The organism is Burkholderia sp. 22PA0099, from assembly GCF_047497165.1.
GTDB lineage: Bacteria > Pseudomonadota > Gammaproteobacteria > Burkholderiales > Burkholderiaceae > Burkholderia.
Window position 1 is genome coordinate 987224 of the sequence record NZ_CP163164.1, and the last position, 15039, is coordinate 1002262.

The following is a 15039-nucleotide window of genomic DNA, read 5'->3' on the forward strand; positions in this document are numbered from 1 at the left end:
CGCCGCCTGACGCGCCCGGCGGGATGCGACGCTCGATCTCCGGGCGCGCCGGCCAGCCCGGGCGACCACAGGACGCCCGAGGCATGAGCGCAAAAAAGCAAGGCATCGTCGACACCGCCACTCGCCTGTTCGCCGCCCACGGCTATCACGCCGTCGGGATCGACCGGATCATCAAGGAATCGGCCGTCGCCAAGATGACGCTGTTCCGCCATTTCCCCTCCAAGCACGACCTGATCTGCGAGGTGCTGTCGCAGCGGGCCGGCGCCACGCGGCAATCGATGGCCGACGCGGCCGGCGCGCACGGCACCGCCGTCGAGCGTCTGCGCGCGGTGTTCGACTGGCACCACGGCTGGTTCACCTCGCCCGATTTCACGGGCTGCCTGTTCGTGGGCGCGTGGTCGGAATTCCACGGCAATAACGGCGATAACGGCGAGCCGGCCCGTCTCGCGCTCGCGCAAAAGGCAGGCTTGCGCCGCTTCATGCAGGATCTGCTCGGCGAACTCGTTGCGCCGGCCGAGGCCGGGCCGCTCGCGCGGCAGCTCGTGATGTTGCTGGATGGGGCGATCCTCGCGGCCACCGCGGGCGAGCGCGAGCAGGCTGCCGGCGACGCGTGGCAAGCGGCCGAATGCCTGATCGCCGCGCGCAGCCGCAAGCCGGCGCACAAGGCCGTGGCGTTCGAACAAGGGTGATCGAGGGAGGCCGCAAAATGGCCGATACCGGGTGCGCGTTGCCGCGCGCCGGGGCTTGCCCGGCGCGCGGGGCGCGGTCTCTCAGGCTCCAGTTATCTGGATGATGCGCGACGCGGCGTGGGTGTCACGCGCCGTTGGGCATCGCACCGGCGGGTTCAAATGATTCGTTGTCCGGTGTGTTTCGCGATGCCCACTTCAATTCGTAAACTGTCGGGATGTCATTCTACATAAACGAAATGGCGATGCGTGATAAATGCACATTTATATCGCGGGCAATGCGGCGATATTGTGTATCGCAACATGCCATGTGGATTCGCCCAGCGCCTTGCCAACAGGCGCTCTCGGGTTTCTACCAACAATAGCCGGGCGTCATTCGAATGGTTTTCTGCATTTGAAAACCTTATCGAGCGGTACGTGTAAATAGACCGACCGCTCGAATGGCGTACTCCGATCGGGCGCGAAATAAATCGAATGCGGCGCGGCCCGCGCCATTCGCCGGAAAAAAGAAAAGCCGCGATAGCGGCTTCTGAAAAATGGCAATCGTGAACTGTCTGATTGCCGCAACGATGATGTTGCGCGGTCGTGCCGCGCCGGCGGGAGCTGCATGGAACGGTTTCGCCGCGCGGAGCAGGGAAACCCGGTTCGCGCTGCCGCGCCGTCTCTCAGGTTCTCGTTGTGGGGTGCGCCGGCCGGGAGCCGGTGGGCGGCCCTGCAGGGTGCGAGCGACGCACTCGAATGCAGGGTGGGTTGGGTCCGGAGAATACCGTGAGCCGTGCGTCGCCGCAACAGTCTTACAAATCATTTCCAGTCTGCCGCTTAGGGGGAATCGAAATCGCCGGCCTCCGCGCGCGCATCCGTTAAAATCGCGGCACGCGCGATCGACCGATCGCCTCCATTCCATCCGCGCCCCGACGCCCCGCTCCACGCCCACCCGCCCCGATCCGGCTTCCGCCAGGTTGCCGCGGGCGGCTGCCGCGCGGCGCACGTCCGCCTCCCGGCCAGCCGGGGCGCCCCCGCATCCCGTTGGAGAAGAACTTGTTTACTTGCAGAAATCAGAGCTGCGGCACGCCGTGGGAACTCGCCGACGTCGTCATCAAGGACGAGGGCCAGGGCGACCTGTTCCGCTGCCCGCTGTGCGGCGCGCGCAACTATCTGTATCGCTACGACGACGAGGACGGCAACCCCGTCTACGAGCAGATCGAAGGCCGCCCGTTCTGAGCCAGGAGCCACGATGACCCAAGCCACACCCGCCCGCCCGTTCAGCGAGCTCGCGCTCGCGCCCGCGATGCTCGCCAACCTCGAGCAGCTCGGCTACACCGAGATGACGCCGATCCAGGCCGCCAGCCTGCCGGTCGCGCTCGCCGGCCAGGATCTGATCGCGCAAGCCAAGACCGGCAGCGGCAAGACCGCCGCGTTCTCGCTCGCGCTGCTCGCGCGCCTCGACACGCGCCGCTTCGACGTGCAGGCGATGATCCTGTGCCCGACCCGCGAACTGGCCGACCAGGTCGCCCAGGAAATCCGCCGCCTCGCGCGCGCCGAGGAAAACATCAAGGTGCTGACGCTGTGCGGCGGCACGCCGATGCGCCCGCAGGCCGCCAGCCTGGAGCACGGCGCGCATATCGTGGTCGGCACGCCCGGCCGCATCATGGATCACCTCGAACGCGGCACGCTCGCGCTCGGCGCGCTCAACACGCTGGTGCTCGACGAAGCGGACCGCATGCTCGACATGGGCTTCTTCGACGATATCGCCATCGTCGTGCGCCAATGCCCGTCCGAGCGGCTCACGCTGCTGTTCTCGGCCACCTACCCGGACGGCATCGCCAAGCTGAGTCGCCAGTTCCTTCGCAACCCGAAGGAAATCAAGCTGGTCGAGCAGCACGACGCGCGCAAGATCCGTCAGCGTTTTTACGAAGTGGACGACAACGAGCGCCTGCACGCCGTGGGCCAGTTGCTGAACCATTACCGGCCGGCCAGCACGATCGCGTTCTGCAACACCAAGCAGCAGTGCCGCGACCTGCTCGACGTGCTGAGCGCGCAGGGCTTCCACGCGCTCGCGCTGCACGGCGAGCTCGACCAGCGCGAGCGCGACCAGGTGCTGATCCAGTTCGCCAACCGCAGTTGCTCGGTGCTGGTGGCGACCGACGTGGCCGCGCGCGGCCTCGACATCGCCCAGCTCGAAGCCGTGATCAACGTGGACGTGACGCCCGACCCGGAAGTGCACGTGCACCGCATCGGCCGCACCGGCCGCGCCGATCAGGAAGGCTGGGCGCTCAGTCTCGCCAGCATGAACGAGATGGGTCGCGTGGGCGGCATCGAGCAGGCGCAGGGGCGTGAGGTCGAATGGGCGCCGCTGGCCTCGCTCACGCCGGCCAGCAACGAGCCGCTGCTGCCGCCGATGGAAACGCTGCAGATCCTCGGCGGCAAGAAGGAGAAGATCCGCCCGGGCGACGTGCTCGGCGCGCTGACCGGCGACGCCGGCTTCTCCAGCGCCCAGATCGGCAAGATCAACGTGACCGAATTCTCGACCTACGTGGCGGTGGAGCGCAGCGTCGCGCGCGATGCGCTGCGCAAGCTCAATGGCGGCAAGGTCAAGGGCAAGAAGGTCAAGGTCCGCCTGATGGACGACGAGTAAGCCGCGTTGCGCGCCGCGCCCGCCGCCTCGTGCGCGCGGGCGCGGCGCGGGTTCGACGGGGCCGCGCGGGATAGGCCGTTAGTTGCGAATTGGAGCGACATCAAGCGCGTGTTCCGCGCACCTGCGAGCGCGGCGCCCCAAAAGAAAACGCCGTCGGCGCGTGAACGCGGCGACGGCGAAAAGAAGGCTCGCCATGGCGAACCCTCTACTGCAAATACCGGAAATTGCCGGGGCGGCAGCTCACGCCGCCCCGCACACACCTTGCCGCTTAGAAGCGCGTGATGATGCCCGCGCCCACTGCCACTTGGCTGCGCGACGAGGACGGTGCGCTGTTCTGACCGTCGCCGATGTCGGCCGTAGCCTTGATGATGCTGCCGCCCAGTGCGAGCGTCTGACCGCCGGCGCGCTGATAGGCTTCGAGCGCATACAGGCCAGTGCGCTTCGACAGGCTGTAGTACTGCGACAGGTTGAACTGGTGGTAGTAGGCTGCGTGCTGCACGCCGTTCGCCAGCGTGGCGCGCGTGTAGCTGTAGCCGGCCGCCAGGTCGAGCGTCGGGGTCGGCTTGAAGTGCAGCACCGCGCCGGCCGTGTTGAAGATCGCCGTGTTGGTGAACTTCGAGCCCGAGCCCGGGATGTATTGCACGTTCGAGTACGAAGCCGTCACGTCCCACTGCGAGTTGAACGTCCAGCCGCCCGTCACGGCCAGGCGCTGCTGCGCTGCCGCGAACTGATAGCCGTTGTTGATGCCCGACACGCTCGGCTCGGCACCACCGTTCGATGCCGTCGAGTTCGCACCCCACGCACCGCCGCCCACCGTCGAGTTGTTCAGACGCATGAAGCCGACCGCCAGACCAGCCGGGCCCATCGCGTAGCGCCCGGCCACGCTCCAGGTCGAACCGTTGTTGGTGCTGCCCGGCGTGCCGCCGAATGCGTACGAACCGCCGAACGTGAAGCCGCCGTAGGTCGGCGACATGTACACCAGCGAGTTGTTGACGCGGTACGTGGTATCCAGCGAGTCGATATCACCCGGGTGCGCGCCGTATGCGCCCGTCAGCCAGGTGGTCGGGCTGTACGGCGACAGCACGGTGTAGTACGCGGTGTACTGACGGCCGGCCGTGAAGCTGCCGAAACGTGCGTCCGACAGGCCCACATAGGCTTGACGATTGAACATCAGGCCCGACACGGCTTGCGCGCCGGTGGCGCTGTTGAAGCCTTCTTCCAACTGGAAGATGGCCTTCAGGCCGCCGCCGAGATCTTCCGAGCCCTTCAGGCCGAAGCGGCTGCCCGCCCAGATGCCGTTGACCATTTTGACGGCCGACTTGCCACCGCTGGTCGCGCCGAGCGAGGCCTGGCTGCTCTGCCAGCCGATACCCGTATCGACGATCCCGTACAGCGTCACGCTGCTTTGAGCGTGTGCGACGCCCGCGGTCAGGCCGGTGAGCGTTGCTGCCACCATGATGCGTTTCTTCATTGCGTCCCCTGTGATTCCAAAGCGCCTGCACCCCGCAGGCGGTCAGCGTTATGCGTTATCGGCCGCCCTTGCGAGTGCGGGCCGGTCTCCAGGTGAGGTCGAGTATCCGTGTGCTTGGAGTCCCTCATCTAGTCAGTCATCCTATAACGCAAGTGCAAAATTCAACAATGCTGAATTGCATATTCCTAGGGAAATCTCTGTGTCATTTTTGTTGAAACCTTGACTTGACAGCTTTTCGATATGATTTAAGTTGTTGATTTTTATGAAAAACTCATTTATTTCATTTTCACTTCTTATTCTTTCATTTCTATTCGGCAGTTTCGGCCCGAATTTGTCTATCCGACAGACTGACTTTCAGTAATTGAAAGGATGGGTGAGTTATACGATGACTCAGGGCGAGCCACGCCCAGTATGTGGAATGAGCCGATGCAGTGCGCCACGACCGCGCGCCGCCGCGCAGCAACGGCGTGGCGCGACGGCACGCGCGAAAGCACAAAGAATGCTTACGAAGGCAATTTGTAATTGATGCGGAAATGGGTCCGGCAAACAGCCGGAACGGCGTCAGCGTTGATCGGCCGTTTCGGCCATCAGCATGTCGAGGAACGCGGCCGGAGCGGGGTCGAGCACGTCGGCGGCATCGCCCGACGCCGAGGCCGCGTGCGTGACCACCAGCTCCCAGCACAACTCGGCGCGTTCGAGCCGCACGCAGGCGAGCCTCTCGGGGCGGCGCACCACCACATCCTCGGGCAGCAGCGCGATGCCGAGGCCCTGGCCGACCAGGTCCAGCACCGTGTCGAGATCGCCGATCTCGAACGCCACGCGCCGCTGCAGGCCCGCCTCGGCGAAGCCGCGATCGACCAGCCGCCGCGTGCCCTGCCCCGGCACGAAATCGACGAACGCTTCCTTGACCAGCCGCGCCAGCGGCACCGCGCCGGCCGCCGCGAGCGGATGGCCGCGCTCGCAGGCCAGCACCATCTCGTCGCAGGCGATGATGTGCGACGTGTGGCGCTCGTTGCGCTCCTCGATCGGCAGGATCGCCAGATCGAGTTCATGCGCGCCCACCTTCTCGTTCAACTCGGGCGCCGCGCCCTGTACGAGCCGCACCTCCACGCCCGGATGCGTCTGATGAAAGCGCGACAGCAACCCCGGCAGTTCGAGGAACTGCGGCAGGCTCTGCACCGTGCCGATCGACAGCTTGCCGCTGCGCACCGAGGTGATGTCGGCCACTTCCAGCGCGGCCCGGTCGAGCACGTCGAGCGCGCGCCGGGCGCGATCGAGGAACACCGTGCCGGCCGCCGACAGGCTCACGCGCCGCGTGGTGCGCACCAGCAGCTTCGCGCCCAGTTCCTCTTCGAGCAGCCGGATCGAGGTGGACAGCGCCGACTGCACGATGTGGCAGCGCTCGGCCGCGCGCGTGAAATTGGCCTCCTCGGCGACGGCGACGAAATGGCGAAGTTGTCTCAGTTCCACGGGCGATCCTTGTTCGGGCGAAGCGGGCCGCGCGGCAGACGGCCTGTCGTGCAGCGGCGGGCGGGCCGCCGATTCGGGGGTGAATTATGGCAAAGAATGCCGCCGTCGGCCGAGCCTGCCCGGCGCGGCCGGCGTGGTGGCGCTCGGGCCTCGGGTCGGGCTTCGGGTCGGGCTTCGGGTCGGGCTTCGGGTCGGGCTTCGGGTCGGGCTTCGGGTCGGGCTTCGGGTCGAGCTTCGGGTCGAGCTTCGGGTCGGGCTTCGGGTCGAGCTTCGGGTCGAGCTTCGGTTCGCGCGCCGGGCGCGACCGCCATGCAGGCGCTACAATCCGCCGCCTGAGGCACCTTCACCATCACGAGCACGCGTTTTGACCGAATTCGAGCAGGGTTTCATCCTGACCCGTCATTGGCGGGACACCGCCGCCGGCGTCGAGATCGAATTCTGGCTCGCCACCGGCAGCGGCTCGCGCCGGGTGCGCCTGCGTCCGCAGGAATCGGTGGCGTTCGTGCCGGCCGCGCAACGCGAGGCCGCCGAACGCGTGCTGGCCGGCGAAAGCGGCGTGGCCTTGCGCCCGCTCGCGCTGCGCGATTTCCGCCAGCGCCCCGTGCTCGGCCTCTACGGCCGCCGCCATCGCCACCTCGGCGCGTTGCAGAAGCGGCTCGCGAAAGACGGCGTGGACGTGTACGAAGCCGATGTCTCGCCGCCCGACCGCTACACGATGGAGCGCTTCATCACCGCGCCGGTGCGCTTTCGCGGCACGCCGGCCGGCCCCGGCCTGCTGACCGACGCCGAACTGAAGCCCGACCCCGACTACCGCCCGGCGCTGCGCGGCGTGTCGCTCGACATCGAAACCAGCGCGCGCGGCGAGCTGTATTCAATCGCGCTCGAAGGCTGCGGCCAGCGCGACGTGTTCATGCTCGGCCCGCCCAACGGCGACGCGGCCACGCTCGACGGCCACGCCGTGCACCTGGTGTATTGCGAAACCCGCGCGGCGCTGCTCGAACGGTTCAACGCGTGGTTCGCGCAGCACGACCCCGACCTGATCATCGGCTGGAACCTGATCCAGTTCGACCTGCGCGTGCTGCACGCGCACGCGCAGCAATACGGCGTGCCGCTGCGGCTCGGCCGCGACGGCAGCACGCTCGAATTGCGCGCGCACGGCCAGCAGCCCGACCACCTGTTCGCGAGCGCCGCGGGGCGCCTGATCATCGACGGCATCGAGTCGCTCAAATCGGCCACCTGGAGCTTCCCGTCGTTCAGCCTCGAATACGTGTCGCAAACGCTGCTCGGCGAGGGCAAGGCGGTCGACAACCCGTATCAGCGCATGGACGAGATCCAGCGCCGCTTCGACGAGGACAAGCCCGCGCTGGCGCGCTACAACCTCAAGGATTGCGAACTGGTCACGCGGATCTTCGCCAAGGCGGACCTGCTGTCGTTCATGCTCGAACGCGCCACCGTCACCGGGCTGGCGGCCGACCGCACCGGCGGCTCGGTGGCCGCGTTCACGAATCTGTACCTGCCGCGCATGCACCGGCTCGGCTACGTCGCGCCGAACCTGGGCGACGTGACCGGCCAGAACAGCCCCGGCGGCTTCGTGATGGATTCGCGCCCCGGCCTCTACGATTCGGTGCTGGTGCTCGATTACAAGAGCCTGTATCCGTCGATCATCCGCACCTTCCTGATCGATCCGCTCGGGCTGGTGGAAGGCCTCGCGCAGCCCGGCGACGCCGATTCGGTGCCGGGCTTCCTCGGCGCGCGCTTCTCACGCAGCCGGCATTGCCTGCCCGAGATCGTCAAGCGCGTGTGGGAGAGCCGCGAGCAGGCCAAGCGGCAACGCAACGCGCCGCTCTCGCAGGCGCTGAAGATCATCATGAATGCGTTCTACGGCGTGCTCGGCTCGTCGGGCTGCCGCTTCTTCGATCCGCGGCTGGCGTCATCCATCACCATGCGCGGCCACGAGATCATGCATCGCACGCGCGAGCTGATCGAAGCGCAGGGCTACGAAGTGATCTACGGCGACACCGATTCCACCTTCGTCTGGCTGCGCGAGGCGCACGACGACGCGTCGGCCGCCGTCAAGGGCCGCGCGATCGTCGCGCACGTCAACGCGTGGTGGCGCGAGCATCTGCGCGAACGCTTCGGCCTCGACAGCGCGCTCGAACTGCAATACGAGCGCCATTACCTGCGCTTCCTGATGCCCACCGTGCGCGGCGCGGAGGAAGGCAGCAAGAAGCGCTACGCGGGCCTGGCGCTAACCGCCGACGGCGGCGAGGACGTGGTGTTCAAGGGGCTGGAAACGGTGCGCACCGACTGGACGCCGCTCGCGCAGCAGTTCCAGCGCGAGCTGTACACGCGCGTGTTTCGCCGCGAGCCGTACCTCGACCTGATCCGCGACACGGTGCGGCGCATGCTGGCCGGCGAACTCGACGATCAACTGGTCTATCGCAAGCGCCTGCGCCGGCCGCTGGCCGAGTATCAGCGCAACGTGCCGCCGCACGTACGCGCCGCGCGCACCGCCGACGAATACAACCGCGAACAGGGCCGCCCGCTGCAATATCAGCGCGGCGGCTGGATCAGCTACGTGATGACCACCGCCGGCCCCGAGCCGCTGGAAACGATACGCTCGCCGATCGACTACGCGTTCTACCTGAGCCGCCAGTTGCAGCCGGTGGCCGACGCGATCCTGCCGTTCCTGAAGGACGATTTCGAGGCGGTGATTTCCGGACAGGGGCAGTTATTTCCCGGTTGAAGAGGCGAAGCGGGAAGCAAAGGGGAAATGACGCGGATGCCGAACTGGTTGCTCACACAACCTTTCTGCGAATGGGGGAAATGGGGGAAAAAGAGTCGGGGCGCCGCCACGACGTGGCCTGCGCCCCTGGCCCCCGGGGGTAACAACGGGAGGAGTAGAGGGTTGACGACAGCGTAACGGCTGCCGCCCCGGCTGAACAGCGGCTGCCGCTGAAATCTCAATTCGGCCTGCGCGAACAAAGCGGGCAGCGTTTTTGACGCCCGCTGAATCCAGCGGCTTCAGCGCACCGAAAAGCGCAGCACCGTCTCCTCGTGCAGCGTTTCACCCGGCTTCAATTCCGTGGTGGGGAACGCCGGATGATTCGGCGAATCGGGGAAGTGCTCGGCTTCGAGCGCGAACGCATCCGTTTGCCGATACGCGTGCCCCGACGAACCGACCGCGCTGCCGTCGAGCGAATTGGCCGTGTAGAACTGCAGGCCCGGCTGCGTGGTGTCGACAGTCAGCACACGGCCGCTGTGCGGGTCATGAACGCTGGCGGCAAACGCCGGCGTGCGCTCGCCGCCATGGTCGAGCACCCAGTTGTGGTCGTAGCCGCGTGCATACACCATCTGCTCGAAACTCGAACGCAGATGGCGGCCGATCGGCGTGGCGCGGCGCAGGTCGAGCGGCGTGCCCTCCACCGTGGCCAGCTCGCCGGTGGGGATCGAATTGCGGTCGGTGGGCGTGTAGCGCGAGGCCGCGATGCGGATCTCCTGATCCTCCACGCTGCCGCTGCCCTCGCCGGCCAGGTTGAAATACGTGTGATTGGTCAGGTTCACCACCGTGTGCTTGTCGGTGGTCGCCTCGTAGCGGATATGCAGCGCGTTGTCGTCGGTCAGCCGGTAGGTAACGTGCACGGTCAGCGTGCCGGGAAAGCCGTTTTCGCCGTCGGGGCTCACGTAGGTCAGCTCGGCGCCCGCGCCGTCCGGGCCCGCGCCGTTGCCGGGCAGCGGCTTCACGCTCCACACCTTCGAATCGAAACTGTCCGGGCCGCCGTGCAACGTGTTCGGCGCGTTGTTGATCGGCAGCTTGTAGGTCTGGCCGTCGAGCTGGAACTGGCCGTTCGCGATGCGGTTGGCGTAGCGGCCGATCAGCGCACCGAAATGGATGTTGCCGTTATAGGCCTCGTAATCCTTCAGCGACGCGAAGCCGAGCACGATGTTGGCGAACTTGCCGTGGCGGTCGGGCACGTCGATCGCGGTGATCACGCCGCCGTAGCTGATGAACCTGACCGTGGTGCCGTGCGCGTTCTTCAGCGTGTATTGGCTGACGGCCTGACCGTCGCGCGTGGTGCCGTACGGCGCCTGGCTGAACGTGGCGGCCTGAGCGAGCGGCGCGACCGCGAGGCTGGCGGCGACCAACGCGCCGGCGGCGGCGGTTTTCAGGGCTGGGCGGCTGCACAGGCGGCGGTTCGAATACGGGAAGGACGTGCTCATCGGATGGCGGCTCCTCTCATGGCGGACGGTGGCGAATGCGGATGCGGCGTGCCGTCGATTCTAGTCGTATGAGGGTTGAAGCGCGTTTTGCCGGGCGCCGCGCCGCCGCAGGTTCAGGACACCGACATTTCACGCCGCCCTGACACGTCGCCCGGACGCGTTCGGCAAAAATGCAGCAGACTGGCGTTCGGGCCGCCAATACACATTGCGTGCAAGGCCTGCCCGCAGCGCAAATTCGATGCCCGCCACCCCCATGCCAGACGGGCCCCGCCCCATCACGATTCCGAGGATGCCCATGCCACGCACGATTGCCGAACGACGCGCCGCCTTCCGCGAGTTGCACGCGAGCGGTTGTTTCCTGTTGCCGAACCCGTGGGATGCGGGCAGCGCGCGCTACCTCGCGGCGGCCGGCTTCCGGGCGCTCGCCACCACCAGTTCGGGCTTCGCCTGGTCGGCGGGCCGCGCCGACAACACCGTGTCGCGCGAGGCGGTGCTCGCGCATCTGCGCGCGCTGGTCGAGGCCACCGATCTGCCCGTCAACGCCGATTTCGAAAACGGCTTCGGCGCCACACCCGAGGAAGTCGGGCAGAGCGTGGCGCTGGCCGTGGAAACGGGCGTGGCCGGCTTGTCGGTGGAGGATTCGACGGGCGACGCGCACGCGCCGCTGCTGCCGATCGAGGTGGCGGTGGCGCGCATCGCCGCCGCGCGGCGCGCGATCGACGAACGTGGCGGCGACACGCTGCTGGTGGGCCGCGCCGAGAATTTCGTCGCCGGGGTGCCCGATCTCGACGACGCCATCGCCCGGCTGCGCGCCTACGCGGAAGCCGGCGCGGATTGCCTCTATGCGCCCGGCATCCGCACGCGCGGCCAGATCGAGGCCGTGGTGATGGCGGTCGCACCGAAGCCGGTCAACCTGTTGATCGGTTCCGCTTCGGAATTCTCGCTGGCCGACGTGGCCGCGATGGGCGTGCGCCGCGTGAGCGTGGGCGGCGCACTGGCGCGCGCGGCCTGGGGCGGCTTCCTGGCAGCGGCGCAATCGCTGGCCGAAGGCCGCTTCGACGGCCTGCCCGACACGCCGCCCGGCAGCCTGATGAACGACCTGTTCGCGCGCGGCAACGGAAACTGAAACTGAAGCACCCCCGCGCTGCCGCGCCCGCTCAGGTGTCCATGATCGGCCGCAGCAGCGCCTGCCCTTCGTACAGATAGCGCAGGTAGCGCTCGCGAATCTCCGCGAGCGACAGCGGCGACACCTGCGTCGTGATCGTCAGGCTAGCGCGCATCTGGCCGTGGCGGTCGGTCAGCGGCACGCCGAGAATCCGCATCCCCACTTCGTATTCCTGATCGAGTTCGGCATAGCCCTGCTCGCGGATCTGCCCGACGATCGCCTGGATCTCGGCCACGCCGGTGCGCGTGTAGGGCGTCAGCGCCTGCCGGTCGACGCGCGCCAGATACGCCTCCACCTCGGCATCGGGCAGCGAGGCCAGCCACAGCCGCCCGCTGCCGGTGCAGTACATCGGCAGCCGCCAGCCCTGCCGCATCGACAGCGACGACACGTTCATCACGCGGCTGCGCACGATATGCACGACCTCGTCGCCATCGCGCACCGCCACCGACACATGCTCGCGCGTCTCGGCCGCGACCTTCTCGACGATCGGCCGCATCATGCGCGGCAGCCGCGCCGATTCCACATAGGCCTGGCCGATCCGCAGGTTCTTCGCGGTCAGCCAGTAGTAGCGGCCGTCCGTTTCCGCATAGCCGTCGTGCACCAGCGTCAGCAGGAAGCGCCGCACGGCGCTGCTGGTCAGGCCGGAGCGCTGCGCGGCCTCGGGCACGGTCAGGCGGGGTGTCTGGTCGTTGAACAGCAGGATCAGCGCGAGGCCTTTCTGCAGGCCGGCGATCAGGTCGCGTTCGTGAATGACGGGTGTTTTCATCTGAGGATTCGGGAGAAACGAAGCGAACCGGAAACCGGCACGACGCTGCGATTATCGCAATCCCGATCCGCTTATCGCAATATTTTCGATTTTTCGGCGTTGTCGGGCCGGGCGAGGCGGTCGCACCATAGCGTCGTGTTCCTAACGAATTCCGGACGCCTCAATGATTCGCGGTACGACCGAACTGGTAGCCATCGTCGGCTCCCCCATCGCGCAGGTGAAATCGCCGCAGAACTTCAACGACTGGTTCGCGCGGCACGACAAGGATGTGTCGATGATCCCGATCGACCTCGACGGCGGCTCGATCGAGCCGTTCATCGGCGCGCTGCGTGCCTGGCGCAACCTGCGCGGCTGTGTGGTCACCGTGCCCTACAAGCAGCAGATCGCGCCGCGCCTCGACGCGTTGAGCCGCCGCGCCGAGGCGCTGGGCTGCGTCAACGTGATCCGCCGCGAATGCGACGGCCGGCTGGTCGGCGACATCGTCGACGGCGACGGCTTCCTGAACGCGGCGCGCGGTCACGGCTTCGAGCCGGCCGGCGCGAAGGCGCTGGTGCTCGGCGCGGGCGGCGTGGGCAGCGCGATCGGCTGGGCGCTGTGCGAGCACGGCGTGGCCTCGGTCACGGTGGTCGATCCCGACGCGGCGCGCGCGCAGCGGCTGCGCGCGCTGCTCGCAAAACATCACCCGGGCAGCTTCATCGAGCCGCATTTCGATTCGCTCGCGCCGTTCGATCTGGTGGTCAACGCGTCGCCGGCCGGCATGGAAGGCTACGCGCCGCTGCCGCTGGCCGAAACGGTGCTGGCCACGCTGCGCCCCGGCGCGCTGGTGGCCGACGTGGTGACTTCGCCCGACATCACGCGCTTCCTGGAGATCGCGCGCGGCCTCGGCTGCCGAATCCAGACCGGCGCGGACATGGCGCTCGCGCAGTTCGGCAACCTGGGCGCCTTCATGAACGTCACGCCGCTGGAGGTCTGAGCGCGCACGCAAGCGCACGCCAGGCAGCCCGGCTGCCGCACCATCCGCGAGGATGGCATTCCAATATTATTCAGGAGACCCGATCGATGAACGACGGACACATGACACCTCAGGAGCGCGCGAAGCAGACCACGCGCGCCACGGCGAGCGGCTGGATCGGCTCGGCGCTCGAATACTACGATTTCTTCATCTACGCGCAGGCCGCGGCGATGGTCTTTCCGCAGTTGTTCTTCCCGCACGGCAACCCGAAGCTGGCGATCGTGGCGTCGCTGGCGACCTACGGCGTGGGCTACGTGGCGCGCCCGATCGGCGGCTTCCTGCTGGGCCGGCGCGGCGACACGCACGGCCGCAAGCACCTGCTGCTGCTCTGCATGTTCCTGATGGGCGCGTCGACGTTCGCGGTGGGCCTGCTGCCGACCTACGGCCAGATCGGCATCGCCGCACCCGTCATGCTGGTGCTGCTGCGTCTCGTGCAGGGCTTCGCGGTGGCGGGCGAAATATCCGGCGCCAGCTCGATGATTCTCGAACAGGCGCCCGAAGGCCGGCGCGGCTATTACGCGAGCTTCGCGCTGCAAGGCACGCAGGCCGGGCAGATCTTCGCGGCGGCGATCTTCATGCCGCTTGCCTACTGGATGCCGAACGACACGTTCGTCGCCTGGGGCTGGCGCATTCCGTTCCTGCTCAGTGCGCTGGTGCTGGCGGCCGGCTTCGTGATTCGCCGCAAGGTGCAGGAATCGCCCGCGTTCGTCGACGAGGACAACAACGGCGGCATCCCGGCCTCGCCGATCGCGGTGGCGTTCCGCGAAAGCTGGCGCGACATGATCCGCATCGCCGTGATGGCGACGGCCGCCGTGATCGCGATGGTGGCGACCATCTTCGGCGCGGCCTACGCGGTGCAGCCGTCGTACGGCATCGGCTTTCATCCGAACACCTATCTGGCAATCCCGCTGATCGGCAACATCGTGGCGGTGCTGGTGATTCCGTACGTGGGCAAGCTGTCGGACCGGATCGGCCGGCGCATCCCGGTGGTGGTCGGCTCGCTCGGCGCGGGGCTGCTGTCGTATGCGTATCTGTACGCGATCAGCGTCAAGAACGCGCCGCTGGCGATCGTCACCTCGGTGCTGATGTGGGGCGTGATCTACCAGGGCTTCAACGCGGTGTTCCCGAGCTTCATGCCGGAGCTGTTCCCGACCCGCACGCGCGTGTCGGCGATGTCGATCGGCCAGAACATCGGCATGGCGATCACGGCGCTGCTGCCGTCGCTGTTCGCGGCCATCGCGCCGCCGGGCACGCACGACATTCCGATGCTGATCGGCACCGCCACGCTGATCATCACGGCGCTGGCCGCGCTGTCGGCCTGGACGGCTCGCGAAACCTACCGCACGCCGCTCAACGAACTGGGCGGGCCGCGCAGCGGGGCGGCGGCTGCACGTCGGCCTGCGAATGGTGGAGAGCGGTCGGCCGGAGCGGCGGGGGCGCGGTCGAGTTGATGCGTGAACGGTGGTGAATCGGGCCGGTCACGGCCGCCGGACGTGCGGACTGGCTGACGTGCGGACGTGCGGACGTGCGGACGCGCGAACGGTGGCACATCGGACCGGCCACGGCCGCCGGTTTGCAGGCGGACGGCGGCGAACCAAACCAGCCAGAGTCGC

11 protein-coding genes are annotated in these 15039 nt (G+C 67.5%); 7 read left to right on the forward strand and 4 right to left on the reverse strand.

The features are described from left to right. Positions 1-83: 83 nt before the first annotated feature. The 3 genes from AB4851_RS04335 to dbpA all read left to right on the forward strand — a co-directional run bounded on the left by AB4851_RS04335 (position 84) and on the right by dbpA (position 3321). A complete protein-coding gene (locus AB4851_RS04335) occupies positions 84-689 on the forward strand; it encodes a TetR/AcrR family transcriptional regulator (protein WP_414448582.1) in 606 nt (201 codons plus the stop codon). 1035 nt (positions 690-1724) lie between these two features. Continuing rightward, complete coding sequence (locus AB4851_RS04340) at positions 1725-1907, forward strand: hypothetical protein (RefSeq protein ID WP_206129094.1); 183 nt, start codon at positions 1725-1727, stop codon at positions 1905-1907. A 13-nt stretch (positions 1908-1920) separates the two neighbouring features. Beyond that, the gene (gene dbpA / locus AB4851_RS04345; RefSeq protein ID WP_414440790.1) at positions 1921-3321 is read left to right on the forward strand and encodes an ATP-dependent RNA helicase DbpA; all 1401 of its coding nucleotides are present in this window, start codon (positions 1921-1923) and stop codon (positions 3319-3321) included. 268 nt (positions 3322-3589) lie between these two features. Here dbpA and AB4851_RS04350 read toward each other — a convergent pair whose 3' ends face one another. Continuing rightward, on the reverse strand, positions 3590-4792 hold the full coding sequence (locus AB4851_RS04350; protein WP_414448583.1) for a porin: 1203 nt from the start codon (positions 4790-4792) through the stop codon (positions 3590-3592). Between the two features lie 561 nt (positions 4793-5353). Beyond that, positions 5354-6262 (reverse strand): LysR family transcriptional regulator, encoded by a 909-nt coding sequence (locus AB4851_RS04355; RefSeq protein ID WP_414440788.1) that lies wholly within the window; start codon positions 6260-6262, stop codon positions 5354-5356. A 364-nt stretch (positions 6263-6626) separates the two neighbouring features. Here AB4851_RS04355 and AB4851_RS04360 point away from each other — a divergent pair, with 364 nt between their 5' ends. Next, positions 6627-9008, forward strand: coding sequence for a DNA polymerase II (locus AB4851_RS04360; protein WP_414448584.1), 2382 nt, complete (start codon positions 6627-6629; stop codon positions 9006-9008). Between the two features lie 278 nt (positions 9009-9286). On the opposite strand, the gene AB4851_RS04365 is transcribed toward AB4851_RS04360, so the two are convergent. Further along, a complete protein-coding gene (locus tag AB4851_RS04365; protein WP_414448585.1) occupies positions 9287-10483 on the reverse strand; it encodes an aldose epimerase family protein in 1197 nt (398 codons plus the stop codon). 295 nt (positions 10484-10778) lie between these two features. Between AB4851_RS04365 and AB4851_RS04370 the strand changes: the two genes are divergently transcribed. Further along, on the forward strand, positions 10779-11609 hold the full coding sequence (locus AB4851_RS04370; protein ID WP_414448586.1) for an isocitrate lyase/PEP mutase family protein: 831 nt from the start codon (positions 10779-10781) through the stop codon (positions 11607-11609). Positions 11610-11640: 31 nt separating this feature from the next. Here the strand turns inward: AB4851_RS04370 and AB4851_RS04375 are convergent, their stop codons facing one another. After that, positions 11641-12414 (reverse strand): IclR family transcriptional regulator C-terminal domain-containing protein, encoded by a 774-nt coding sequence (locus tag AB4851_RS04375; RefSeq protein ID WP_414448587.1) that lies wholly within the window; start codon positions 12412-12414, stop codon positions 11641-11643. A 163-nt stretch (positions 12415-12577) separates the two neighbouring features. On the opposite strand from AB4851_RS04375, the gene AB4851_RS04380 reads away from it, so the two are divergent. After that, positions 12578-13387 (forward strand): shikimate dehydrogenase family protein, encoded by an 810-nt coding sequence (locus AB4851_RS04380; protein WP_414448588.1) that lies wholly within the window; start codon positions 12578-12580, stop codon positions 13385-13387. Between the two features lie 86 nt (positions 13388-13473). After that, positions 13474-14877: an MFS transporter gene (locus AB4851_RS04385; protein ID WP_414448589.1), complete on the forward strand. Its 1404-nt coding sequence runs from the start codon at positions 13474-13476 to the stop codon at positions 14875-14877. Positions 14878-15039: the final 162 nt, after the last annotated feature.